Annotated in this window: 20 protein-coding genes; 8 read left to right on the top strand and 12 right to left on the bottom strand. The window is 72.8% G+C overall.

Going from position 1 to position 23,648, the window contains the following annotated elements; genetic code table 11:
• Window positions 1-131 precede the first annotated feature (131 nt).
• The gene (locus OG598_RS02775; protein ID WP_328652890.1) at window positions 132-494 is read right to left on the bottom strand and encodes a YciI family protein; all 363 of its coding nucleotides are present in this window, start codon (window positions 492-494) and stop codon (window positions 132-134) included.
• Between the two features lie 242 nt (window positions 495-736).
• Between OG598_RS02775 and OG598_RS02770 the strand changes: the two genes are divergently transcribed.
• Complete coding sequence (locus tag OG598_RS02770; RefSeq protein ID WP_328652889.1) at window positions 737-1,609, top strand: aldo/keto reductase; 873 nt, start codon at window positions 737-739, stop codon at window positions 1,607-1,609.
• Between the two features lie 23 nt (window positions 1,610-1,632).
• Here OG598_RS02770 and OG598_RS02765 read toward each other — a convergent pair whose 3' ends face one another.
• From OG598_RS02765 to OG598_RS02755, 3 genes are all read right to left on the bottom strand, one after another.
• Complete coding sequence (locus OG598_RS02765) at window positions 1,633-2,049, bottom strand: effector-associated constant component EACC1 (RefSeq protein WP_328652888.1); 417 nt, start codon at window positions 2,047-2,049, stop codon at window positions 1,633-1,635.
• 14 nt (window positions 2,050-2,063) lie between these two features.
• Window positions 2,064-4,268 (bottom strand): M48 family metalloprotease, encoded by a 2,205-nt coding sequence (locus OG598_RS02760; RefSeq protein WP_328652887.1) that lies wholly within the window; start codon window positions 4,266-4,268, stop codon window positions 2,064-2,066.
• A 174-nt stretch (window positions 4,269-4,442) separates the two neighbouring features.
• A complete protein-coding gene (locus OG598_RS02755) occupies window positions 4,443-5,240 on the bottom strand; it encodes an esterase/lipase family protein (protein ID WP_328652886.1) in 798 nt (265 codons plus the stop codon).
• 204 nt (window positions 5,241-5,444) lie between these two features.
• Between OG598_RS02755 and OG598_RS02750 the strand changes: the two genes are divergently transcribed.
• Window positions 5,445-6,803 carry a pentapeptide repeat-containing protein gene (locus tag OG598_RS02750; RefSeq protein ID WP_328652885.1) on the top strand — a complete coding sequence of 453 codons (1,359 nt, stop codon included), beginning with the start codon at window positions 5,445-5,447 and terminating at the stop codon, window positions 6,801-6,803.
• Window positions 6,804-6,816: 13 nt separating this feature from the next.
• Here the strand turns inward: OG598_RS02750 and OG598_RS02745 are convergent, their stop codons facing one another.
• Window positions 6,817-7,398: a TetR/AcrR family transcriptional regulator gene (locus tag OG598_RS02745; protein WP_328655253.1), complete on the bottom strand. Its 582-nt coding sequence runs from the start codon at window positions 7,396-7,398 to the stop codon at window positions 6,817-6,819.
• 220 nt (window positions 7,399-7,618) lie between these two features.
• On the opposite strand from OG598_RS02745, the gene OG598_RS02740 reads away from it, so the two are divergent.
• The 4 genes from OG598_RS02740 to OG598_RS02725 all read left to right on the top strand — a co-directional run bounded on the left by OG598_RS02740 (window position 7,619) and on the right by OG598_RS02725 (window position 11,317).
• Window positions 7,619-9,085 carry an MFS transporter gene (locus OG598_RS02740; RefSeq protein WP_328652884.1) on the top strand — a complete coding sequence of 489 codons (1,467 nt, stop codon included), beginning with the start codon at window positions 7,619-7,621 and terminating at the stop codon, window positions 9,083-9,085.
• 106 nt (window positions 9,086-9,191) lie between these two features.
• Complete coding sequence (locus tag OG598_RS02735) at window positions 9,192-10,178, top strand: SEC-C domain-containing protein (RefSeq protein WP_328652883.1); 987 nt, start codon at window positions 9,192-9,194, stop codon at window positions 10,176-10,178.
• Between the two features lie 218 nt (window positions 10,179-10,396).
• Window positions 10,397-10,840, top strand: a complete 444-nt coding sequence (locus OG598_RS02730; protein WP_328652882.1) for a nitroreductase family deazaflavin-dependent oxidoreductase — start codon at window positions 10,397-10,399, stop codon at window positions 10,838-10,840.
• Window positions 10,841-10,909: 69 nt separating this feature from the next.
• Entirely contained in the window at window positions 10,910-11,317 is a 408-nt protein-coding gene (locus OG598_RS02725; RefSeq protein ID WP_328652881.1) for a hypothetical protein, read from the top strand.
• Window positions 11,318-11,381: 64 nt separating this feature from the next.
• Here OG598_RS02725 and OG598_RS02720 read toward each other — a convergent pair whose 3' ends face one another.
• Window positions 11,382-11,699, bottom strand: coding sequence for a DUF6244 family protein (locus OG598_RS02720; protein ID WP_328652880.1), 318 nt, complete (start codon window positions 11,697-11,699; stop codon window positions 11,382-11,384).
• A 387-nt stretch (window positions 11,700-12,086) separates the two neighbouring features.
• Entirely contained in the window at window positions 12,087-12,731 is a 645-nt protein-coding gene (locus tag OG598_RS02715) for a hypothetical protein (RefSeq protein WP_328652879.1), read from the bottom strand.
• A 305-nt stretch (window positions 12,732-13,036) separates the two neighbouring features.
• Between OG598_RS02715 and OG598_RS02710 the strand changes: the two genes are divergently transcribed.
• Window positions 13,037-13,594 (top strand): hypothetical protein, encoded by a 558-nt coding sequence (locus tag OG598_RS02710; RefSeq protein WP_328652878.1) that lies wholly within the window; start codon window positions 13,037-13,039, stop codon window positions 13,592-13,594.
• 31 nt (window positions 13,595-13,625) lie between these two features.
• Here the strand turns inward: OG598_RS02710 and OG598_RS02705 are convergent, their stop codons facing one another.
• The 3 genes from OG598_RS02705 to OG598_RS02695 all read right to left on the bottom strand — a co-directional run bounded on the left by OG598_RS02705 (window position 13,626) and on the right by OG598_RS02695 (window position 19,880).
• On the bottom strand, window positions 13,626-14,543 hold the full coding sequence (locus tag OG598_RS02705; RefSeq protein ID WP_328652877.1) for a hypothetical protein: 918 nt from the start codon (window positions 14,541-14,543) through the stop codon (window positions 13,626-13,628).
• Window positions 14,540-17,086 (bottom strand): FtsK/SpoIIIE domain-containing protein, encoded by a 2,547-nt coding sequence (locus OG598_RS02700; protein WP_328652876.1) that lies wholly within the window; start codon window positions 17,084-17,086, stop codon window positions 14,540-14,542. Before OG598_RS02700 ends, OG598_RS02705 begins: the two co-directional genes overlap by 4 nt.
• A gap of 97 nt (window positions 17,087-17,183) precedes the next feature.
• The gene (locus tag OG598_RS02695) at window positions 17,184-19,880 is read right to left on the bottom strand and encodes a hypothetical protein (protein ID WP_328652875.1); all 2,697 of its coding nucleotides are present in this window, start codon (window positions 19,878-19,880) and stop codon (window positions 17,184-17,186) included.
• 144 nt (window positions 19,881-20,024) lie between these two features.
• Between OG598_RS02695 and OG598_RS02690 the strand changes: the two genes are divergently transcribed.
• Complete coding sequence (locus OG598_RS02690; RefSeq protein WP_328652874.1) at window positions 20,025-21,557, top strand: M1 family metallopeptidase; 1,533 nt, start codon at window positions 20,025-20,027, stop codon at window positions 21,555-21,557.
• 105 nt (window positions 21,558-21,662) lie between these two features.
• On the opposite strand, the gene OG598_RS02685 is transcribed toward OG598_RS02690, so the two are convergent.
• Both OG598_RS02685 and OG598_RS02680 read right to left on the bottom strand, forming a co-directional pair.
• Window positions 21,663-22,157 carry a hypothetical protein gene (locus OG598_RS02685; protein ID WP_328652873.1) on the bottom strand — a complete coding sequence of 165 codons (495 nt, stop codon included), beginning with the start codon at window positions 22,155-22,157 and terminating at the stop codon, window positions 21,663-21,665.
• 69 nt (window positions 22,158-22,226) lie between these two features.
• A complete protein-coding gene (locus OG598_RS02680; RefSeq protein ID WP_328652872.1) occupies window positions 22,227-23,624 on the bottom strand; it encodes an MFS transporter in 1,398 nt (465 codons plus the stop codon).
• Window positions 23,625-23,648 lie beyond the last annotated feature (24 nt).

Raw genomic sequence — 23,648 nt, 5'->3', positions numbered from 1 at the left:
GCGACTCCTCGACCGGGGCCGACCCACGACACCGGGTACGCCCCGGCGGCGGCCCGCGCTGGGCGCGACCGTAGCACCGGCAGGCGGGCGAGCGCCGTCACCATCACGACAGCCACCGATGGAGCCGCGGTTCAGCTTTCCGTCTTGACCAGCGGGAACTCCAGGGAACCGGCCGGACAGAGGAAGGTCAGCACCTCCACCCGGTAGAGCCCGGCCTGTACCGCCGGGTCGGCCTCCAGGACGCTGCGGACATCGTCGACGCTGCCGGTGCGGGCCAGCCCGAAGCCGATCGGCGGATCCGGCTCGCGCGCCGGCCCGTCCACTGAGCCGGCGACCAGGACGATGCCGCGTCGCTGCAACGCCTGCATGTGTTCGGCGTGCTCGGCCTGCAACCGCTGCACGGTCTCCGCGGGCAGGGCCCGCCCGGCCGCGCCGGGATAGATCACGATGCACTCGTACGTGTCGAGCGCGAAGTTGACCTGCGGCACTGCCATGGGTGCTCCCTCCGCCGTCGCGCCGGAACGCACCGGCTCCGGCCAGCGTCGCACGGACACCCCGGTCGTACCGGGCGCTTCCCGGCAACTCGGTTCGGCGCGCTGACGGCGTGTCAGCGCCCACACTCGGCCGACCGGGGGCATGGCGGCGCGGTTCCGGGGGATGATCCATCGGTGGTGGGTGGGCTCTTCACGCCCGCGCTGTCCACGCCCGCCACGACGAGACGATTGGGGATCGGGCAATGGCGACAAATATCAGTGAGCAGCCCGCGAAGGCGTCCGGCACGTACCGGATCGGTGGCGATGTCACGGTCAACCGGCTCGGCTACGGGGCCATGCAGATCACCGGCCCGGGTGTCTGGGGTGACCCGAAGGACCCGGCCGAGGCGGTTCGCGTGCTGCGCCGCGCGGTCGAACTGGGCGTGACGTTCATCGACACGGCCGACTCGTACGGGCCGTTCGTGTCGGAGTTGCTGATCCGGGAGGCGCTGCACCCGTACGCCGACGACCTGGTGATCGCGACCAAGGCCGGGCTGACCCGCTCCGGCCCGGGCGACTGGCGTCCGGTGGGCCGCCCGGAGTACCTGCGCCAGCAGTGCGAACTGAGCCTGCGTCACCTCGGCCTGGACAGCATCCCGCTGTACCAGCTGCACCGGATCGACCCGAAGGTGCCGCTCGCCGACCAGCTCGGTGAGCTGGCCCTGCTGCGGGAGGAAGGCAAGATCCAGCACATCGGGCTGTCCGAGGTGAGCGTCGCGCAGATCGAGGAGTCCCGGGCGATCACCACGATCGCGTCGGTGCAGAACCTGTACAACCTCGCCAACCGCAGCGCCGAGGACGTGCTGGAGTTCTGCGAGCGCAACGACCTCGCGTTCATCCCGTGGTTCCCGATCGCCACCGGTGAGCTGGCCCGCCCGGGCGGCCCGCTGGACGCCATCTCCAACGCGCACGGCGCGTCGCCCGCGCAGCTCGCGCTGGCCTGGCTGCTGCGTCGCTCGCCGGTGATGCTGCCGATCCCCGGCACGTCCTCGGTGGCGCACCTGGAGGAGAACGTGGCCGCGGCCGACGTGCGGCTCACCGACGACGAGTTCGAGGCGCTCGCCAAGGCGAGCTGACCCACCGCTCCGGACGCCGTCGGTCAGCCGGCGGCGTCCGGGCCGGGCTCTCGGGGGCCGTCCGGACCGGGCTCTCGGGCGGCGCGTAGCGCCTCGGTCGCCTGGGCCAGCAGGCGAGCGGAGTCGGTCCGCCCGCTGACCTGCAACTCCACCTCGGTGTCGCCGGTCTGGATCCGGATGCTGGCCTCGGTGCGCTGCTGGTCCACCCAGGACTGCAACAGGTTGAACAGCCCTGGAAGCAGCCCCTGGGCCAGCACCGCGATGATCACCGCGTCGCTGAAGCCCGGCCGGCCACCGCCGCCGCCGGCCGGTCGGACTCCCGGCCGGTACTCGGGACGGCGGTGGATCCAGGTCAGCAGGTCGACCGACGGAGGCTGCCGCTGCCGGGGGTTGATGGTCAGCCGGACGGGCAGCCGGGCTGCGGTGTCGCTGTCGGTCACGGTCTGTCTCCCGGTCAGTCGGCGGCGGGTAGGAAGGTCACGTTGTCCCCGTCGGCGGTGGCGACGCCCGTGACGGTGAACGCATTGTCGTCCTTGAACGGTGAGGTGCCGCCGAAGTAGGTGGTCGTGCCACTGGCCTCCACCCTGCCCTGCGTCTCGGTCGGGGTGGAGACCTGGGCGCTGGCCGGGCCGGTGAGTTCGACGGCGAGCTTCGGGTACTCCAGGATCTTCCAGGTGATCTTCTGGGTGGAGCCGCCGTAGTAGCGGAACGGGCAGCCCGGCGGGGCGGCCACGGTCTGCTTGGCGCACTGGTCCAACCAGGCGCGTACCTGCGCCTCGACGGCCTCGGTCGCCGCCGGTTTGAGCACCGGCGCCAGTTGCAGGACGGCCGCGGTCTCCCCCGGGCCGACCAGCATGGTCGTGCTCGGCGTCTCGCTGAGCGCACTGGACGGGCCGGTCGCTGTGTAGCCGCCGGGCAACAGCACCAGCGGGGCGCCCTCGGTGGCCACCGGCAGCTCCACCCCGTTGAGCCGTACCCCGGGGTCGGCGATCGCGGCGTTGAGCGGGGTCGGCCCGCCGCTCAACCGCCAGCCGTGGAACAGCCCGGCGGTGGTCTCGTCCTCGCGACGCAGGGTGAGGGTGGTGGTCTCCCGCGCTTCACCCAGCCGGTACGCCACTGTGGCGGTGGCGCTGTCGCCGTCGCGCTCCAGCGAGCTGATCTCGACGTCGGTCGGTGGTTGGTAGCCCTTGCCGCGCAGCAGTTGAGAGAGCAGCTTGGTGTCGGTGTCGCTGCCCTGGTCGGTCAGGTAGCCGAGCGCGGCGTCGCTGTCCCGGTCGGCGAGCGCATCGAAGTAGCCGTCGATCGCCGCCTGGGGCCGGAAGAACGCCCACTGCACCACGCCGAGTCCGCTGGTGCCGAGGCAGGCGACCAGCGTGAGGGCACCGACCAGCAGCCAGGTGCGGCGGGTGCCGACCGGGCGGGCGGAGTTGAACAGCCCGTCGACGGTGACGGGCTGGCCCGCACCGGCGGGCGCACCGGCCAGCGACGCCCGCTCCAACGCGTCGAGCCGCAGCTCGTGCGGCGGGTGGGTGGCGCAGACCGCCTCGTCCCAGCCGCTGCGGCCGGTCTCGAAGGACAGCCGCCGTTCCAGGATGCGCCGCAACCCGTCGACGTGCCCGGTGAGCACGGCGCCGAGGTCGGCCCGGTACTCGGCCGCCCGCACGTCCCGGGCGTGCAGTGGCAGCACCACGTACCGCATGGTGAGCAGCACCGGCCAGAAGAACACGAAGACCACGAAGTTGGTGCCCGGGTGTGGGAACGTCCGCATCAGCCAGGTCGGCAGGGCGTGCGCGAGGGTCAGCGGCAGGCCGACACCACGGACGAAGGCGCTGGTGACCTCGTCCCCGGTGCGCCAGTGCACCAGCTCGTGGCTGAGCAGCGCGGCCACCTCGTCGTCCGGTTCGGTCAGCACGGCGGTGGTGACGACCACGTGTCGGGCGTACGTGCGGGCGTTGCTCAGGACCGGGTCGTCCTCCATGAGCAGCCGGGGCACGCTGGGCAGGCCGAGCCGTCGGGCGCAGTCGTCGAGGATGGGGCGCAGCCGTGCGTACTCGCGGCGGCTGGGCTGGCGCGCGCCCGAGACGACCAGCAGGCGGGGTTCGAGCAGCACCCGGTAGAGCGTGTAGAGGACCCCGATCAGCGCCGCCGCGACGACAGTGCCGATCAGGCCGGTGAGCAGCGCGAAGGGCTCGTCGGCGACGCCCATCCAGGGCAGGGCCAGCACGGCGAGGAAGCCGACCAGGAAGCCGATGGCGAAGCCGGCGACGCCGCCGAGCATCCCGCCGGAGCGGGTCAGGAACGCCTCGACCAGGGAGCCGATCAGCGGGGCGTCGCGCAGCACCTGGGGCACCTGGTCGTCGGCGCCGGTCCCGACGGCGAAGAGCCCGACGATGCCGAACGTGAGACCGCCCCAGAACGCCAGGAGCAGCGCGACCGGCAGGTAGAACCAGGTGGCGACGAACGCGCCGAGCACGCCGCGCCAGTCCCGCAGGATCCCGGCGCGCAGCCAGACCAGCGCGCTGGGGTAGCCCGGAGGGCGGTCGGCGAACCCACCGGTGGGTGGCGGGGTGTCGGCCGACGGCGGTTGGGCGGCCCGGACGTCGAGCTGCGGCACGGTCGGCGGGGTGTTCTCCGGCGGCACTGTGGGCGGCTCGGTCATGAGCGCTGCTCCTTCTCGGAGGATGGCGTCCACTGTCGGGAATGGACAGCCGGAGCAGGCTATCGAGGACATCTGATGTCTGCCACACCGTTTGGGGTGATCGTCGCGCACCCGACACTCACCGTCGCGGATCCGGTGCGGCGGCCCCCTCCGGGACCGCCGCACCGGAGCGGGTCAGAGCGCGAGGCAGTTGGGTCGCACCGGGCCGTCGACCAGGGCACCGCGCACGATGGTGTACGCCGTGCCGTCGAGCACCAGACCGAGGTGCCCCACCACCCGCAGCGGGCAGTACGCCTGGACCAGCACGTTCGTCGCCCCGTCGTTGACGGCGGCGTTTCCGGTCGGCCGGACCAACTCGTCCTGCACGGTGCGGATGGTGGTGTAGCGCACCGCGCCCGGAGTGTCGTCGCCGGCGTTGAGGTCGGCGAGGAACGCCGAGCCGATGGTCATCTGTTGGCAGGCCACGACGCCGGCGCAGCTGCCCAGACCCAGGAACGCCACGATGTTGGCGACGTACGTGCCGTACTGCGGTGTGCCCAGGCTGACGTAGCGACCGACGGTGGCGGTGCCGCCGAGCCGCTTGAGGTAGTACCGGCTGACCAGGCCCCCTTCGGAGTGGGCGACGACGTCCACGCTCGCCGCGCCGGTGCTGGCGCGTACCTGGTTGACGTAGCTGGCGAACGCGCGGGCCGAGGTGGGGATGTCACCGAGGCCCAGCCCGGGCAGCTGGTAGATGAAGGTGCGGTAGCCGTCGGCGCGTAGGCGGGCGGCGATCGGCTCGTACGCGACGGCGACGCCGCTGAGCCCGCCGACCACGATGACGGGGTTGGCCGCCGCGGCGGCGAAGGGCGTCGTGGGGGCGGCAGCGGTGGTCGGGGCGGGGGCGGCGGGGGCGGCGGTCGCCGTGGCGGTGGACGCGAGCAGTGCGGCGGTGGCGAGGGCCAGGACGAGGGCGGTCTTTCGGAGCAGCATCGCTGCACCTCCGGGGGGAGGCACCCGGCGAACCGGGCAGGTGGGTGGGGGTGTCCGGTCGACCGTGCGACGATCATGCCCGTAACAATTCAGAAACGTCAATGACTTGTTACGCGCCGGTAACCCGTTGTTCCGACGGAGGCGTAAACGGTCATACCGTCACGCTCCATATCGGACGCCATTCGTGACTGGCATGCTGTGGCCGTGGCTGTCGACGAACCCACCCAGCGCGAGCTGCGGGTGATGCCGTGGTGGCTGGTCCTGGTCGGCCTGCTGGTCGCCATCGCCCTGGGCTGGCTGGTGCTGGACCTGCTGCTCACCGAGGCCAACCGGGCCAGCCAACCGGACACCCGCGCCACACTGCGCATCGACGCGATCCGCACCGGCCTGACCGTCGTCGCCGGCACCGGCGGAGGCCTCGCGCTGCTGCTCGCCGCCCGCCGCCAGTGGATCGCCGAACGCGCGCAGCGGCACCAGGAGAGCGTCGCCGCACGCGACCAGATGCACCGGGACCGGGTGCAGGCGCACGCCGAGGCGGTGGCCGCGGCCGCGCAGCACCACCAGGACCGGCAGTCCGGGGCCGCCGAGCACGACGCGGCGGAGCGTCGACTGACCGAGCTCTACACCCGGGCGGTCGAGCTGCTCGGCAACGACAGTGCTGCGGTACGCCTCGGCGGCCTGCACGCGCTGGAGCGCCTCGGTCAGGACAACCCGGGGCAGCGCCCGACGATCGCGGCGGTGTTCTGCGCGTACCTGCGGATGCCGGCGCCCGACGGCGAGCCGCGCGAGATGGAGGTCCGGCGCAGCGCCCAGCGCGTGCTGACCCGGCACCTGCGCGCGGACGACGCGGCGCACTGGCCGGAGCTGAGGCTCGACCTGGCCGGCGCCGCGCTCGTCGACTTCGACGCCGCCGGCTGCACGCTCGTCGACGCGAACTTCACCGAGGCGGTGTTCACCGGTACGACCACCTTCGCGGGCGCGACGGCGCGGGGGCGTCTCCTGCTCGGGGCGGCGACAGTCGACGAGGTGGTCTTCGAAGGGCTCGCGGCCGACGGCGAGGTCATCCTCGACGACGTTCGCGTCGGCGCTGGGGCCAGCTTCGACGGCGCCGCGTTTCCCGGCGGCCTGTCCTGCCGGCGAGCCAACTTCACCGGCCCGGTCTCGTTCCGCCGGGTGACCTTCGGCCAGCCGACCAGCTTCGACGCCACTCGCTTCGAGGACGCCGCCACGTTCCGGGAGGCCGTCTTCGACGGCGCCCTGTCGATGGAGCACACCGAGTTCGGCCGGTCGGCCACCTTCCACTCGGTCCGTTTCACGAACATGGCGCTGTTCCGTTGGACGGTGTTCGGCGCGGAGGCGCTGTTCGACAAGGCCCGCTTCGTCGACGCGGCGAACTTCGGCCGGGCCCGGTTCCACAGCATGGTCAGCTTCCGCGACACACAGTTCAGCCGCCCACCGCAGGTCGAGCAGGCCCGGGCGGTGGCCGACAGTGGTCACCGCTGGCCGGCGGGCACGACAGTCGAACGGCTCGACGACGAGTGGCTGCTGCTGGTCGACCGCTGACCCGGACGGGGCGTCAGCGCGAAGCGGCCGGCGGGCGCAGGCCGTCCAGGGCCACGCCGAGGACCCGGTCACGCTGCTCGGGCGACGGGAACTGGGCCATCGTGAGACCACTGATCAGCCGCACCACGTCGTCGAAGCCGATGTCGTCACGGACCACACCGGCGGCCTGCGCGCGACGCATCAGCGGCTCACCGGCGGAGAAGATCTCCGCTCGGCAGCTGGTGAAGATCTCGGAGTCGTGCAGCAGTTGCTCGGCGAGCGCCCGCTTGGTGGCGACGTACGCGACGAAGCGGTGCAGCCAGGCGACGAGCGCGTCCCAGGGTGGCAGCTCGGCCAGACCCTCGGCGGAGTGGCACAGCGCCCGGACCTCCTCGACGTAGACGGCCTCGAACAGGTGCCGGCGGGTCGGAAAGTTGCGGTAGAGCGTGCCAATGCCCACGCCGGCCCGGCGGGCCACGTCCTCCAGGGAGGCGGCGGCGCCGTTCTCGGCGAACGCCTCGCGTGCCGCCGCGATCAGGGCGTCGTAGTTACGCCGCGCGTCGGCCCGCTTGGGCCGCTGGGCGAAGACCTCGGGCGCCTGCCCCGCGCTGGTCATGACGTGCGTCACCTCACTCTGCTTGCATCCGGAGGACGCCCTCCGCTAGCTTAGCGGAGGCACCCCTCCGGAATCCCGGAGGCCTGCCTCCGGTTACTTTACCTCGGGACCCGCCCGATCGCCGCCTGGCCACCCGATCGCCCGGACCCGACAGACCACCCCGTCACGGACGACGGGCGACAAGCCTTCATTCCCGTACGTAATCAGGGAGTTTTCTCTCGTGGCAGTGACCTCCCGACGCAGCTCGCGTCGGCTCACCTTCACCGTGCTCGCGGCCGGCGCCGGGTTCTTCGCGATGCTCCAGTCGCTGATCACCCCGGTGCTGCCGACCATCCAGCAGGACCTGCACACCTCCCAGAACACAGTGACCTGGGTCCTGACCGCCTACCTGCTCAGCGCGTCGATCTTCACGCCGATCCTCGGACGCGTCGGCGACATGGTCGGCAAGGAGCGGATGCTCGTCGTCTCGCTCGCCGCCCTCGCCCTCGGCTGCCTGCTGGCCGCCATCGCGCCGAACATCGGCATCCTCATCCTCGCCCGGGTCGTGCAGGGCATCGGCGGAGCGGTCTTCCCGCTGTCGTTCGGCATCATCCGCGACGAGTTCCCGGCCGCACGGGTCTCCACCGCGGTGGCCGCCATCTCGGCCATCGTCGCCGTCGGCGGCGGCCTGGGCATCGTGCTGGCCGGCCCGATCGTCAGCACGCTGGACTACCGCTGGCTGTTCTGGATCCCGATGGTCGTGGTCGGGCTGACCGCCGTGGCCGCGCACCTGTTCGTGCCCGAGTCACCGGTCCGTACCCCCGGTCGCATCGACTGGCGCGCCACACTGCTGCTCTCCGGCTGGCTTGTCGCGTTGCTGCTGCCGATCAGCCAGGGCGCCACCTGGGGCTGGACCTCCACCCGGGTGCTCGGTCTGCTGGCGCTGGCGGTGGTGCTGCTGGTCGGCTGGCTGGTCACCGAGCTGCGTTCCCGCAACCCACTGATCGACATGCGGATGATGCGCCTGCCCGGCGTCTGGACCACCAACCTGGTCGCCCTGCTCTACGGCGCGTCGATGTTCTCCATGTACGCGTTCCTCCCGCAGTTCCTGCAGACCCCGACCGCCGCCGGTTACGGCTTCGGGGCGAGCATCAGCCAGGCCGGTCTGCTCATGCTCCCGATGGTCAGCGCGATGTTCGTCGCCGGCGTCATCGCCGGGCGACTCCAGGCCGTCTTCAGCGCCAAGGCGCAGCTCGCCACCGGTGCCACCTTCAACGTGGCCGCCTCCGCGATGCTCGCCACCGCGCACGACACCCGCTGGGAGGTCGCCATCGCCGGTGGCCTGATCGGCCTCGGCATCGGCCTGGCCTTCGCGTCGATGGCCAACCTGATCGTCGCCAGCGTGCCCGCCAGCCAGACCGGCGTGGCGACCGGCATGAACGCCAACATCCGCACCATCGGCGGCGCGATCGGCGCGGCAGTGGTCAGCGGCGTGATCACCGCGAACCCGCAGGCCAACGGCCTGCCCCGGGAGGCCGGCTTCACGATGGGGTTTCTCGTCCTCACGGCGATCGCCCTGGCCGCCGCGCTCGCGGCCCTCGCCGTCCCGTCCGCCCGGCGGACGTCGGCCGGTCGCCGGCCGTCCGCCGCGACGATCGTCGAGTCGGAGCTAGCCGGCGAGTTCGCCACCATGCCAGCGACCCGCTGAGGGAACGTGTCGCAGCCCGGGCGGTTCGCCGCCCGGGCTGCTCCATGTCCAGGAGTACGCTGGCCGCTTCCCCCACCCACCGACAGTCGTCTTTCAGGATGCGCCCATGTCCGAGTTGCTGACCGCCGACCGCATCGACGAGATCGGCTCCCTGGGCCTCAAGAGCCCCGACCCGGCCGCGCTCGTCGCCGAACTGGTGGGCGCCGTCGACGAGGGGCGTGTCGCGGACCCCGCTGACACCGGGTACGCCCTGCTGGTCGCCGTGGACATCCTGAAGCAGGCCGGTGACCTGGCCGACGCGCTCGCCCTGGCCACCCGCGCCATCGCCGAGCAGCCGGACGACAACGCGTACGCCCGCGCGGTGCGCGGCGGTCTGCTGCTGCGCCTCGGGCGTACCGACGAGGGCATGGCCGAGCTGACCGCCCTGCGTCCGCTGCTGGAGACCGATCCCGCGGCCACGTACCTGGTCGACGAACTGGCCGAGTCCGACCGCAGCGACACGGCGCTGGAATGGCTCACCGGGGCACTGGACGCCATCCTGGAACGGTCCCGTACCCAGCAGCACGAATCCGAGGACGCCCAGGACGAGGCCGCCGCCATGATCTACGGCCTGGCCCAGCGGCGGCACGACCTGCGCGAACAGTTGGGCCTACCCCACGACGAGTACGACAACCTCGCCGACCGGCTGCGCGCCGCGAGCACCCACGCGCTCGACGCCCTCGACGACGGCCCGGCGACGCTGCTGTTCTGGCCGCAGGCGGAGTTCACCGCGCTGCTGCTGCGCTGGCCCACTCTGGTCGACAGCTACCCCGCCACCTGGGACGAGCACCGCGCCCAGATCGAACGCGCCCTCGTCGACGCTTCCGGGATGGGCGGCGCCGACCTGGGCGTGGTCGTCGGCAGTGTCGCCGACCTGGCGGCCTTCGCCGAACGCACCGGCAGCGACCCCACCAGCGAGGAAACCCTCGACGAGTACGCCGACAGCCTCGACGAGTCAGGCGTGACAGCCTGGCCGCCCGGCCGCAACGACACCTGCTGGTGCGGGTCCGGCGCCAAGTACAAGAAGTGCTGCCTGCCGCGCTCGCGCGCCTGACCCTCCCCCGCCGGCTCGGTCCCTGCGGCCCCGGGAGCCTGCGGCCCCGGGAGGCCATGTCCCTGGAGAGCCTGATGCCTGTGAGTCATCAAGATGATTCACAGGCATCACATTCGACCACAACCGCCGGCACCCTCTTGAGCGCCGGCCACCGCATAAGCCCCGCGTATGATCGACACCCCGTTCGACCGTCCGGGCTCGACGATGGAGGCGATGGCGTGACCACACACGAGCAGCACGAGACGGTCGAGGACAGCCCGGTCGGCTGGGTCGCCAGCCACATCCGGCGCTACGTGCAAACCGACGGCGCGGACGGGGGCACCTTCCACGGCGTACCCTCGCTGCTACTCACCACCCGCGGACGCCGATCGGGCACGCTGCGCCGCACGGCACTGATGTACGGGCGCGACGGCGACAACTATGTGCTGGTGGCGTCCAACGGCGGCGCGGCCACGCACCCCGCCTGGTACCTGAACCTGAGCGCCGACCCGGCGGTGGAGATCCAGGTCGGCGCGGAACGGATCGTCGGCCGGGCCCGGACCGCGACCGGCGAGGAGCGCGTCCGGCTGTGGCCGGTGATGACGAAGGTCTTCCCGACGTACGCCCGCTACGCGAAGGAGACCGACCGCGAGATCCCGGTCGTCGTCATCGAACACGATTGATGTCCCTCAGCGCCGGCGAGGACTAGGGTGACGGAAGGTAAGCACCCCACTCCGGCAAGGGGGACCGTCGTGCGCCGCATCATCACCACCATCGCACTGCTCGGGCTGTCACTATCCGTCATGCTGGCGCCGACGCCGGCCAGCGCGGCGAGCAGCGTCGACGTCACCTCCGCGACCCTCGTCGCACGAGGCGTCGCAGTCGACCTCACCCTTACCGTGACCTGCCAGGCCGGCATGTCCGGCGCGTCGGAGCTGGTCCTTCGGCAGCGGTCGGGCGACCACGTGGCGTACGGGACGGGCTGGGCGCCGCTGCGCTGCTCGGGCGAGCCCCAGGTCGTGACGGGGCGGGTGTTCGCAGAGGCCGGCGGCTACGCCTTCAATCGGGGCGTGGCCCTGGCTAGCGGCCACTTCGAACTGTGCGAGCAGGAGTACTGCGACTATCTGGACTTCAACAACACGGTCCGCGTCACCCGCTGAACAGCGGCCCAACCGTCGCCGGCTGCCGCGGGTGGTTGGTGGATTGCGCTGCCACCACCCGTGGTCAGTTTCCCAGCGCTCGAACCTTGGCGATCGTCTCCTGCACATGCTGCTTGGCCGGGTCGCCACCCTGGGACGCCTGCGCGAGCGCCTGACGGTACGAATCGATCATGCCGACCAGCGGACCGGCGGCCACGCCTTCCAGCGCACCGGCGACGAGTGCCCGCGCCTCGGCCGCGTCCTGTGCTGCCGCTGCGGTCTTGGCCTTCGCCTCGTCCAGCTTCTGCGACGCCGCCGCCAACCTCGCGATGATCTGTGCTGCGCTCACGCGCACCTCCCCGTGTTCGACCATCGCCTCCACCACCGCACCGGCAGAGACCACATGGGAGCGTACGAGATCCGCCCACCGAGCGCGACCGGTCGCTCGCTCCCCCGTCATTGTGTGGGCAGTGGTCGCCCCACACGAGCAGCTCCGACGGAGTTGCCGAGCCCGCGTGACAACCCAGATCTTGGACAGTTCCCGTCAGCTCGTAACGGAAACTGTCCAAGATCTCGAGCGACGCGGGACCGACAGGCGTCGGGGGCGGTGCGGAGTTCCCGCGTTGACCGACAGTGAGCGCAACGGGGCCGAAGATCGACACGAGATAGCTGAAGTCGGGGTATCCCGCTGGTGCGGAGACCCCGACTTCAATGAAACCGAGTGGATCAAGACCGCCGACGAGCCAGGACAGGCCGCCGACGAGCCAGGACAGGCGGGCCAGGCAGCGCCTTATGGCGACGGCGGGCCGTTCTGCGCCCGGGTGATCAGATCGTGCAACGGCTTGGTGCCGCTGCCGACCATCACACCGGTCACGACGGCGTCCACCCAGACTGCCACTCCGTTCCAGCCGGCGCCGGCGACCGCGTGCAGCACGTAGAACCCGCCGGCGCTGGACGCCACGGTGGCCAATCCGCTGGCGAGACCCCACGCGACGATGGTGCGGTTCGCCTTCGTACGCGCGACCTTGGCGGTGGCCACGGCGACCGCCTCGCGGTCGGCCTCGGTGGGGCCGCCGACCCGGCTGTTCACATCGGTCACCGTCCGGGACAACGCGGCCTCGGCGGCGCGTCCTGGCAGCCACCGCGAGAACGGCTCCAGGATCCGCTCGACCGCTGCGGCGAAGACCAGCAGGGTGAGGAAGACGCCAGTGGTGTCCTCGGGCTGGATCTTCGCCGCGGAGGCGCCGCTGCGCCAGAGCAGCCAACCGCCGGCCGCGCCGACGGCGATCAGCCCGAAACCCGCAACCACCGCGCCCGCGCCGGCCTGCTGCGACGCGGCGACGACCGACAGCCCTGACTCGGAGCGAGGCGTCGCCGTTCCTGCGGCAGGATCGGCGCTGACCGGCGAAACGGCAGGCCCGCCCCCCGCCGGCATCGGCTCAACCTGGGTGGACGTGTATCCCTGCAATTCCCTGACCAACCTTTCGACCTACCGCTTGCGAGACATCGAGGCATGACGGTCCAGACCCTCGGCAAGCGCACTGCGCACCGACTGCGCACGGGGCGCGAGACTACGGCACCGACATAAACACGGTGGACCGCCGGGAGGTGTGGCGCTCCGAGGGCGTGTGGATCACAGTGGAGCGGCCGACCGGCAGGCCGCGATGCCCGGCTCGGGGACCACGCCCGAGCGCGATGCCTCCTAGACTCGATGGGAGCCGGCTGAGGGAGTGACGTGGCTTGACGGTTCAGAAGACAGACACGACACCGGCCGGACGCGGTCGCCGGGCTCACGTCATTGGGCTCTCCGGCGGTGTCATCGGGCTTCTCGCGCTCCTGCTCGTCGTCTCCGTCGCTACCGGTGACGGGCAGAGCATCCTCAGCAGCCTCCAGTCATCGTCGTCGGCGCCGGGAGCGCCCAGTCCGACCCCGGAATCTCGGGCACCGTTCTACCGGGCCTGCATCGCCAAGACCAAGGGCCAGGATGCGGTGGCGTACTTCCAACGCGACATTCCCGTGGGCCGGTGGGGCGATCCGTTGCGGGGCACTGCCTCGACGACCAGTGAGCCTTACGTGCTGTGGCTCTTCGACGCTCAGTGTGAACCGCACCGGGCGATCGAGGTGCCGGCGCGAACCAGTCGCACGTTCAAGGCCCAGCTGGGTCAGGTCTGGTACTACGCCGAGGCGTCAGCGGGGCGGCCCGTCGACGGCTGCGCCTGCCGCGTCTTCAGCCCTTCGAACAGCGGCGCCGAGCAGAGGTTCAGCGACGCCGGCAGCATCACCTACCACCTGGACTAGTCGCTCGGCCCCGAGCCAACCAGCCGCACGGTCAGCGCAGGCCGCGGACCATCAGCAGGTACGCGCAGTAGGCCATCGGCACCACCAGGAAACAGATCAGGAACCCGAGCGGCAGGTATCGCGGCGGGGTGCCGGCGACCATGGCCGGTCGCCCCCAGCGGCCCAGCACCAGGTAGCCGCCGAAGAACGCCACCGCCGGCAACCCCGCGCAGATCCACGCGCCGAGGGTGAACCCGTCCACCAGACCGACCCCGGAGGCGAGCACCAGCATCAGCACGAGCACCCCGGCCGCCGCGCCGCACCCGGCGTAGACGGCGACCGCCCGCGCCAGCGGCGACCACGTCGGCAGCAGCGCCGGTCGCTGGGCCAGCAACTCCGCCTGCTGCCCGTGCCGGTCGGCCTCGTCGGCCATCCGCCGGGCCAACTCCAACTCCACCGCCGGGTCGGCCGCCGCAGCGCGCTGCACGGGCACCCCGCCGCCCGCCGGGCTCACCGCCGTCGGCAGCGCCAGCCGCGCCTCCCCCGCCGGCAGCTGGGGGTACGCCCCGACCCCCGTCCGCCCCGGCGCGCCGGCTGCGCCGGCGGGTTCCCCGTCCCCGGAGCTGGGCGCGGTGGGAGCGCCGGCAGCGAAGGGCGGGCCGGAGCTGGGCGCGGTGGGAGCGGTGGGCGCCCCGGCGCCGGACGGCGGGCCGGGCCAGGCGGCGGTCTCGCCCGGCGTCTCCGGGCCAGGGGCAGGGGCAGGGGCAGCGGGTGGTTGGTCGACGCCGATGGCTCGGCCGAGCTGGTCGAGGCGCTGGCCCTGGGCGGCCAGCCGCTGCTGGAGGTAGTCGACGGCGGCGTGCAGGTCGCGGCGGCGGGCGGACTCGGCGGCGGCGTGCTGTTCCCCGGCGCGGTGCTGGGCGGAGAGTTGCCGGGCCAGCGCCGCGTACTCCTCGAAGGACACTGTCACCGCTCCCCGTCGGGGTCGTGCCCGTCGCCGACGAACGGCACGATCAGCCGGGTGCGCTGGTCGTGCCGGTCGATCAGCAGCGCCCGGTCGGGGCGGGGCGTGTAGGTCAGGTCGTGCGTTCCGAGGTGCAGGGCCAGTTCGGCGCCGGGCACGTTGAGCGCGACGAGGCAGGCGACGTCGTCGCGGTTCTGGGTGCCGCCGAGGTCGTCGGCGAGTCGGCGCAGCCCCCGCCACCAGCCGAGCAGGTGCACCCCGTGGCCGGGGCCCTGCCGCAGGACGGTACGCAGGTCGTCCAGGCCGGAGCGGAACGTGGCGGGGTCGGTGGCCCCGAGGACGGGCGCGGCGGCGTCCATGCCGAACACCACAAGGTATTCGCGGCCGGTGGGCTCGGCGGCCAGCACGGCGATCCGGTCGCGCAGCCCTGCCGCGTCGAGGCGCTGCACCGGGTGCCCGGCGGCCCGCAGCAGCGTCTCGGTGTCGTCGGCGACCGGGTCGGCGGCGGTGACCAGGCAGGCCAGGTGGAAGCGGGCGTCGCCGGGGGTGTGCTGGCGGGCCAGGCTGAGCGTCGCGGCCCGCAGCACGTCCGCGCCGGTCGGTGCGGTGCCAACCACGGCGAGGTGCCGGCCGGGGGTGGTGTCCATCAGGAACAGTGCTGTGGTGCCGTGCACGTCGACGGTCCGGCCGACCAGGGCCATCGGGCGTCGACCACCGGGGCGCAACCCGGCGAACGTGCTGTCGTCCTCGATCCGTGCGGCTTCGTACCCCTTGAAGACCGCTGGGGCCCGCGAGCCTGGCGGGCGGGCCTGCCACAGGTCGTGGCGTAACGCGGCGAGGTCCGCCGCGGCGGCGTGCGCGTCGGGGAAGCGCAGCACGGTGTCGGCGCCGACCGCGCCGGCGGCGGTGTTGACCACGGCGGAGCCGACCGGCAGGGCCGCGGCGGCGTCGTTGAGCTGGTCGAGCACCCCACCACCGCCGGGCAGCGCCACCCGCAACGCGAACTGCCCGAAGATGGCCTCGGCCCGCCCGTAGAGGGCTTCGATGCCGGTCATGCTCTGGCTGGCGAGCACCAGGTGGATGCCGTACGAGCGGCCCTTGCGGGCCAACTCCTCCAGCAGGTCGACCGACTCGCGGGCCAGCGCGTCGTTGCCGGCGAGCAGCACGTGGAACTCGTCGACGACCGTCACGATGCGCGGCAGCGGATTGTCAGGGGGCAGGTCGGCGAGCTTGGTGACACCGTGCCGTTTGAGGGCGGTGGCCCGGCGCTGCGCCTCCCGGCGCAGCTCGCGCAGCACGGCGAGACCGTACTCGCGGTCGGACTCGATGCCGACGGCGCGGGCGTGCGGCAGCCAGGACGGGTCCCGGTCGGTGGGCACGAACTCGGTGAAGCTCACGCCCTCCTTGAAGTCGAGCAGGTAGAGCTGCAACTCGGCCGGCGAGTAGCGGGCGGCCAACCCGTAGAGGACGTCGAGGAGGAAGACGGTCTTGCCGGCGCCGGTGCGCCCGCCGACCAGCCAGTGCGGGGTGGCGTCGTCGAAGGCGAGCGTCAGCGCGGTGTCGAAGGCGGCGCCGCCGCCGGCCCGGCCGATCACCGTACGCAGGCCGTTGCCGGCGGACTCGGCCCAGCGCCGTTCGGGCAGCAGGTCGGTGAAGGGCAACGCGTCGGCGCGGCGGGTGGCGGTGCCGAGGTGCTCGGCGAGCGCGCGTACCGAGGCCGGCGGCGGGTCACCGTCGAGCAGGACGGGTGCGGCGAGCCCGCTGCCGTCGGCGCTGAACGGGGCGCCGGGTGGGTCGCCGACGTGCGCGTACCCCTGGTGGAGCCGCACCGCTGTGGTGCCGCCCAGCGGCGGCGCGGTCTCGCCGGGCAGCCGGGACGGGTGGCCGGCGAGCAGCACGCACACGGCGGCGGCCGGGCCGGCGTGGGTGAGCGCGGCGAGCCGGGCCAGCTCGCGGGGCGGCGGCGCGGCGGTGGCGACCACCACCAACAGGCGACGGGCGGCGGGCTGACCGTGCTGCGCGGCGCGGGCGTGCTGCTCGGCGGCGTCCAGCAGCGCTGCCACCTCGGCCTCACCGGTGGCCGGGGGGTCGAGCACCCCGGCGTCGAGCAGTGGTCGCAGCGGGCCGAAGGTGGCGCCGAGCGCGGCGGTGTCGATGCCGGCGACGCGGACCTGGCCGGGCGGCGCGGTGGCGACCAGCCGCAGCACCAGCGCCCGCAGCAGCCCGGCGACCTGCGGGTCCCGGGCGTCGGCGTCGAGGGCGAGGTGGTGGCCGCCGCCGAGCGGGACCAGCACCGGGAAGGAGCCGTCCGCTGTGGACGCCTCGCCGATCCGCACCGCGGCCGGCTCGTCGGTCAGCGGGGTGACGCCCGGGGCGGGGGTGGCCAGGGCGCCGCCGAGGCGGGCGAGGCGGGTCACCAGGTCGTCCCCGCCGGCCGGCGCGACGGCGGTCGGCGCCGCCCCCAGGGCGCTGCGGGCGGTGTCCAGATGGGCGCGAGCCGCCCGGTGGGAGTTGACCGCCTGCCCGTACGCCGACGCGAGCCTGCCCACCCTCTGCCCCCAACGCCACGTCCGCCTGGTCCCAGGAACCCTAACGGACACCGACGGCACCCGGACAGTCCTGCGAGGACGTGTCACGCCGGACCGGTCAGGCGGGGCCGCACGCCGCCGGGCCGGACGCGTCGGCCGCCCCGCAGCGGAACACCTCCACCGGCGCTCTCGCCACGTCGGGCACCTGCTCCACCCGCATCAGGGCCAGTCGCTTGTCGACCGGCTCGCCCGAGTCGGGCGTGAACCGGATCAGCCCGGCCACCCCCGGGTAGCCCTGCCCGGCGTTCTGCCGGAGCACCTCCGCGTGCACGCCCACCGGGTTGACCGAATCCGGTTCCCAGCGTTGCCGGGGATCGCCGTGGTGCAGCCGGGCGGCGAGGCTCTCCACCGCCCGGACCAGCATCATCGACGCGTCGTAGGCGAGACTGACCCGCTCGCCGACCTGCTCCTCCTCGGCACCCGGCCGGCAGCGCGGCGGGTCGAGCAGGTCGTCGGCCTGGATCCAGGACAGGAAGCTGGCCCGGGCGTCGTCGCGCCGGTCCTGGGCGGCCCGCAGCGCCGCGCAGGTGGCCAGGGCCGCCTTGGAGACGTACGTGACGGGCAGGTTGCCGGGCGCGGCGGCGCGCAGCCCGGGGTTGGCCATGTACCGGTTGGCCGAGTCGTCGGCGACGAGGTGTCGGGGCGGGTTGCCGCCGCACTCGCGCAGCGCCCGCAGGAAACCGTCGAACTCCGACCATCGGCCCGCGTAGAAGAGCAGCCCGGCGTAGCCGCACTCGTCGGTCAGCCGCTGCCCGGTGCGCCACTCGTCGAGGCGGGTGATCCGGGGGCCGAACTGTTGTCGGAGCCCGTCGACGAGGGTGCCCACGTAGAGGTCCTCGGTGAGCGAACTGCCCTCCAGTGTGGTGTAGAAGACGTGCGCCTCGTTGACCTTCAGCACCTGCCTGGCGTACGCGTCGACCAGCTTCACCTGGTCCTTGTTCGGTGCGGAGATCTGGAGGTAGAGGCGGGAGTTGGCGTCCATCTTGTCGGCGGAGAGGGTGGGCGCCAGCACCGGCAACCCGACCTGGTTCAGTTCGCGCAGCGCGCGGGCGGTGCTGGTGCGGCTCTCCACCAGCCCCACCACCCCGAGCACCGTGGGGTCGTCCCGGGCCAGCTCGGCCAGCATCGCCACGGCCCGGTCGGCGTAGATCATCTGGCGGCCACCGTTGGCCACCACGATCCGCAGCAGCGCAGCGCCGCCGGCGCCGGCCGACTCCTTCAGCAACGCGTACTGGGCGGTGGCCATCCCTTCGAGCTCCTCGCGCTCGGAGACGTACGACTCCTCGTCCGCGCGGGTCAGGTTGCCGGTGAGGGTGCCGAGGTAGACCAGGGTGAGGAAGGGCCGTCGTCGGTCGCTGCGCTGCCAGACCTCCTCGGCGGCGCGGTTCTGCGCGAAGATGCGCTCCTGAACGGTGCGCAGCCGGTCCTGGCCGGGGTCGTTGTTGAACACCTGGGCGGCGCTGTCGCTGTAGCCGACACACTCGCCTTTGCCGACCACCTCGACCGAGACCTGGCCGGTGAGCGAGGGGTGACAGCCCGGCCCCCACCGGCTGGCCACCCACAGGCCGAGCACCGCCACCAGCACCAGGCAGAGCGCCGTCGGCAGGAAGCGCCGCGACCACCACGGCGGGTCGGGCGCGGAGAAGGGGCGCACCCCGGCACGGGAGGGCGGGCTGGTGTCGGTGTCGTCGGGGCGCAGCGCCACGAGCCAGGCGGCCGGGCGGCGCAGGCGGCGCATCTCCGGCAGCGCCTCGACCCACTCGTCGAACGCCTCGTCGGCCTCGGTCAACGGGTGCGGCTCGGGCAGTTCCGGCGGCGGCTGCCCACCGGACGCGATGACGAGCAGCGGGTCGTTGCGGCCGGTCTCGGTGCGGACGTCGCCGATCAGGCGGACCAGTTCGCCGCCGACGTTGCCCGGAGCGACGTGGTCGACCAGCAGCGCCGGGTACGCGGTGCGCCGCCAGTCCGACGGGCGCCACGGCCGGCGCCGGTACGCCTGCCGCAGGTCCTCCAGGAACGCGTGCAGCAGCAGCTTGTTGACCTGGTCGGGTTGCTCCCCGTCGCGCCAGCCCGCGGTGAGGCGCTCGGCGAAGCCGAGGAAGGTGACCGACTGCCGGGGCGCCAGATACTGCTGGCGCATGAACCAGTTGTAGTGCCGCCCGAGCGCCGGCACCCGACCGGAGACGGCGGCCCGGAAGACCACCCCCGGCACGGCGCGACGGACCAGCCAGAGCAGCACCTGCGAGACGATGCTGACCGCGTCGCCGCCGGAGGGCAACGCCTCCGGCGTGCGCGGGCCCCTGCGGTCGCGCAGCCGGCGGACCAGGGCCGCGCGGCTGTCGTCGGCGTCGATGCCCAGGTTGAGGCTCTGCTGCATCAGCCAGTCGGCGAGCGGATAGTGCCGGAAGCGCAGTCGGGCGGCGCCGAAGGCCTCCAGGGAGAGCTGCCGGTGCAGCTCGCGCAGCAGCGCCGGCACGTCCCCGGCGCCGGGCGGCGCGTCGGCGTCCAGCACGGCGTGCGGAACCCGCCGCCGGGGCCCCTGGCCGAGGAAGCGGCGCAGCGGCACCATCAGATCCGCGGTGTCGGAGCGGACCAGCCACAGCAGCGGCAGCCGACGGTCGCCGCGGCGGGGTCGCCGCAGCAGCCGGGCGAGCAGCGCGAACAACTCCAACCCACCGGCCGGCAGCCGCTCCCGGCCCGCTGTCGACTGCCGTTGGCCGATGAACTCCCGATTGGGTAACTCCGAGCGCCGCACGTGTCACCTCCGATCAACACAGTGTGACCTTGCGGTGCAAGGCACGCCAGAGGGCGACGACCAACGATGGGTGTGGCGGGCGGCGACGTTCACAGTTGTCGATTAGGTTGGCCTGGCGAACACCCGATGGAGGGAGTCCACCCCGTGCGACGAGTCCTCACGGCGGCCACCACCGCCCTGACCCTCACCACCGCCGGCACCATGCTCGCCGGCACCCCCGGCCAGGCCGCCCCGAGCGGCTGGGGCCGTCCGGTCGTCTCCGCAGCGCCGCAACCCGGCGCGCCCGGACTCGGCGACAGCTACTTCCCCGACTACGGCAACGGCGGCTACGACGTCGAGCACTACGACGTCCGGCTGCGCTACGAACCGGCCACCGACCTGCTCACCGGCACCACCACCATCCTCGCCACCGCCACGCAGGACCTCTCGACGTTCAATCTGGACTTCCTGCTCGACGTCGAGTCGGTCCGGGTCAACGGCTGGGCGGCGAGCACCAGCACCGCTGGGGCGCACGAGTTGGTGGTCACCCCGGCCCGCACGGTGACCCGGGGCCAGCAGCTCACCATCGTCGTGCGCTACTCCGGCGTCCCGTCGGAGGCCCTGGTCAACGGCTACACCGGTTGGACGCGTACCGACGACGGCGCCCTCGCCGTCAACGAGCCCGAGTCGGCGTGGTGGTGGTTCCCGAGCAACGACCACCCGCTGGACAAGGCCACCTACGACATCTCGGTGTCGGTGCCCACCGGCGTCGAGGTGATCAGCAACGGCGTGCAGCCGAGGCCGCCGCTGGCCGAGGCCGGCAACCGCACCCGGTGGATCTGGCGGACCACCTCCCCCACCGCCAGCTACCTGGCCTTCATGGCCATCGGCCAGTACGACATCGTTACCGACACCGCCCCGAGCGGGCAGCCGGTGATCAACGCGTACAGCACCTCGCTGGGTGCCCTCGGGCCGGCCGCGCGGGCCAGCATCGAGCGGACCGCCGAGATCGTCGACTGGGAGAGCGGGATCTTCGGCCCGTACCCGTTCGAGGCGCAGGGCGGCGTGGCCGGGCCGATCGACGGCATCGGCTTCGCGCTGGAGACGCAGACCCGCCCGGTGTACGGGCCGGGCTTCTGGCGACGCGGCGCCAACACCTACGTGGTGACGCACGAGCTGGCCCACCAGTGGTTCGGCGACTCGGTCTCGGTGGCCGACTGGCGCAACATCTGGCTCAACGAGGGCTTCGCCTCGTACGCCGAGTGGCTCTGGTCGGAGGAGCAGGGCGAGGGCACCGCCCAGGAGGTCTTCGACTTCACCTACGCGAGTTACCCCGCCGACGACGGTTTCTGGCAGGTGCTGCCCGGCGACCCGGGTGCCGCTCGGGTCTTCGACAACGCCGTCTACGACAGGGGCGCGATGACCCTGCACCAGCTGCGGCTGGCCGTCGGCGACGACGCGTTCTTCGAGATCCTGCCGACCTGGACCGCCGAGCGCCGGTACGGCAACGGCACCATCGAGCAGTTCCAGGCCCTGGCGGAGCGGATCTCCGGACTGGACCTGGACGACCTGTTCACCACCTGGCTGTTCACCGCCGGCCGGCCCGAGGTGGCCAGCGCCGCCCGTAAGGCCGCCCCGCCGACGGAGCCCAAGTCCTGGGCGAAGATCCGGGAGTCGCACCACCTGATGTCGCACTAGGAGTCTCGACCGGCTGAAGATCCGCGCAACTTCAGGGATGTAGGTGCCTCCGCAGCACCCGAGGCACCACTTTCCCTGTTGTTGCGCGGATCTTTGGCTGAGAACTCAGGAAGGCGCCGTGCTCGCCTCGACGGCGCGGATGTGCCGGTACGCGAACCAGAGCGGCGGGAACGCCCCGACCGCGAAGGACAGGTCGACGACGGTCCAGAACCAGGGAATGTCGCGGATCGGGCCGCAGATCAGCGCCAGCGGAACGATGCCGGCGCAGGCGATCATGCCGACCTGCACCACCCAGACGTTGCGCACCGGGTCGCGCAGCGGCCCCCAGAAGGCCACCGCCAGCACCAGGTGAGCGAAGGCCAGCCAGTCGGTGCCGTAGAGCAGGAACGGGTAGTCCTCTCCGGCCGTCACGAGCCCGGTGTGCACCCGCTCGATCCAGGTGACCAGCGCGGGCAGTTGGCCGGCGAGCGGATCCAGTACGCGCAGCAGCCAGCGCACCTCGATCTCCAGCGGAAAGGCGGTGACACCACTCAGGAAGAGCCCGATCAGCACGATCCACAGCCATCGGCGGGTTCGCCGTAGCCGCTCCTCAACGTCCATGATCGCAGCGTAACGATGATCTTCAGGTTGCCCTGTCCCGGAAACGGGCCGCCGAGGGTGACAGCTGTCTCAGCGGTTGGCCACCGGCCCGGCGGTGGCCAACTCCCGGAGCCGGACCCCGCCCCACCGCACCGCACCGGCTTCGGCGGGCGCGATGACGCAGACCGCGCCGGTGGGCCGGACGATGCGGGCGGCCCGGAACGCCGCTCGTCGTACCGGATGGCGGGGCCGCGGAACGACGAGCGCGAGGGTCGCCGCCCGGCCGTGCTGCCGGTCCAGGGCGACGCCCGCCGCCGTCGTGGCGATCGCCGCTGCGGCTCCGGCGAGGACGAGCGTCTGCCGGGGCCCTACGTGTTCGGCGAGCCAGCCGAGCAGCGGGGCGCCGACCGCGGCGGAGACGGAGCCGGTGACCGCCAGGGCGGCGAGCACCCGGCCCCGCATCGCGCCGTCGGTGTCGAGTTGGGCGCGGGTGCCGACGGTGGTGTCGATGACCACCGCGGCGGCGGCGATCGGCAGGATCACCGCTGCGAAGCTCCAGGTGCCCGGTGCGAGGCCGGCGACGATCTGCAACCCGCTGGCGAACAGGCCCGCGACGACGAGCGTCCGGTAGCCCAGGGAACGCCGTCGGGCCGCGACGAGCGCGCCCACCACCGTCCCGACCGCGAACACCGTCGACAGCAGGCCGTACCCCGAGGCGCCGGCGTCCAGCGGCCCGTCGCTCATCGCGGCCATCGTCACCTGGTAGTTGCGGCCCAGGCTGCCGAGCACGAACGACAGGGCGAGCGCGAGGAGCAGCACCGGCTGCCCGCGCAGGTAGGCGAACCCGGCGCGGACACCACCTCGGGCCCGACCGGCGTCCGGGACCGGAAGGCCGGGCACGGCTCCCAGGCGTACGGCGAACAGCGCCACCACCACGGCGGCGAAGCTGGCCGCGTTGATGCCGAACAGCAGGGCGGGTCCGACGGCGGCCACCACCACGGCGCCGAGGCTCATGCCGAGGATGCGGCCGGCGGAGTTGGTGAGCGAGCCGAGCGCCAGGGCGTTGCCCAGCGTCTCCCGGTCGACGAGGCTGGCGGCCCAGCGCCCCATCACCGGCCCTTCGATCGCCGAGACGGCACCGGTGGCCAGCGAGATGGCGAAGATCAGCGGCAGGCCGCCGACCCCGGTCAGGGCGACCGCCGCCAGTCCGGCGGCGAGCACCGCGTGGGCACCCTGGGCGGCGATCAGCAACGGACGGGCGGGCAGCCGGTCGGCCAACACGCCACCCCAGACGCTGAGCAGCAGCGTGGGCGCCGCCTGGAGCAGCACGGCGAAGCCCATGGACGTCGCCGAGCCGGTTTCCTTCAGGACGTACCAGTTGACCCCGAGGACCTGCATCCAGGTGCCGATGACGGAGACGAAGCCGGCGAGCGCCCAGATCCGGTAGTTGCGGTGGCGCAACGCGGCGAAGGTGGCACCTCTGGCCACGACGAACCTCCAGCGATCGGCAGC

This window comes from Micromonospora sp. NBC_00330, from assembly GCF_036136635.1.
Lineage (GTDB): Bacteria > Actinomycetota > Actinomycetes > Mycobacteriales > Micromonosporaceae > Micromonospora > Micromonospora salmantinae.
The sequence above is the reverse complement of the archived record's forward strand: the minus strand, read 5'-3'. Positions and strand labels throughout refer to the sequence as shown.

What these genes read in the sequence shown, in the direction of transcription:
- OG598_RS02775 (WP_328652890.1), bottom strand. Translation starts at nt 494, where the DNA reads ATGGCAGTGCCGCAGGTCAACTTCGCGCTCGACACGTACGAGTGCATC.
- OG598_RS02770 (WP_328652889.1), top strand. Translation starts at nt 737, where the DNA reads ATGGCGACAAATATCAGTGAGCAGCCCGCGAAGGCGTCCGGCACGTAC.
- OG598_RS02760 (WP_328652887.1), bottom strand. Translation starts at nt 4,268, where the DNA reads ATGACCGAGCCGCCCACAGTGCCGCCGGAGAACACCCCGCCGACCGTG.
- OG598_RS02755 (WP_328652886.1), bottom strand. Translation starts at nt 5,240, where the DNA reads ATGCTGCTCCGAAAGACCGCCCTCGTCCTGGCCCTCGCCACCGCCGCA.
- OG598_RS02745 (WP_328655253.1), bottom strand. Translation starts at nt 7,398, where the DNA reads ATGACCAGCGCGGGGCAGGCGCCCGAGGTCTTCGCCCAGCGGCCCAAG.
- OG598_RS02735 (WP_328652883.1), top strand. Translation starts at nt 9,192, where the DNA reads ATGTCCGAGTTGCTGACCGCCGACCGCATCGACGAGATCGGCTCCCTG.
- OG598_RS02715 (WP_328652879.1), bottom strand. Translation starts at nt 12,731, where the DNA reads ATGCCGGCGGGGGGCGGGCCTGCCGTTTCGCCGGTCAGCGCCGATCCT.
- OG598_RS02685 (WP_328652873.1), bottom strand. Translation starts at nt 22,157, where the DNA reads ATGGACGTTGAGGAGCGGCTACGGCGAACCCGCCGATGGCTGTGGATC.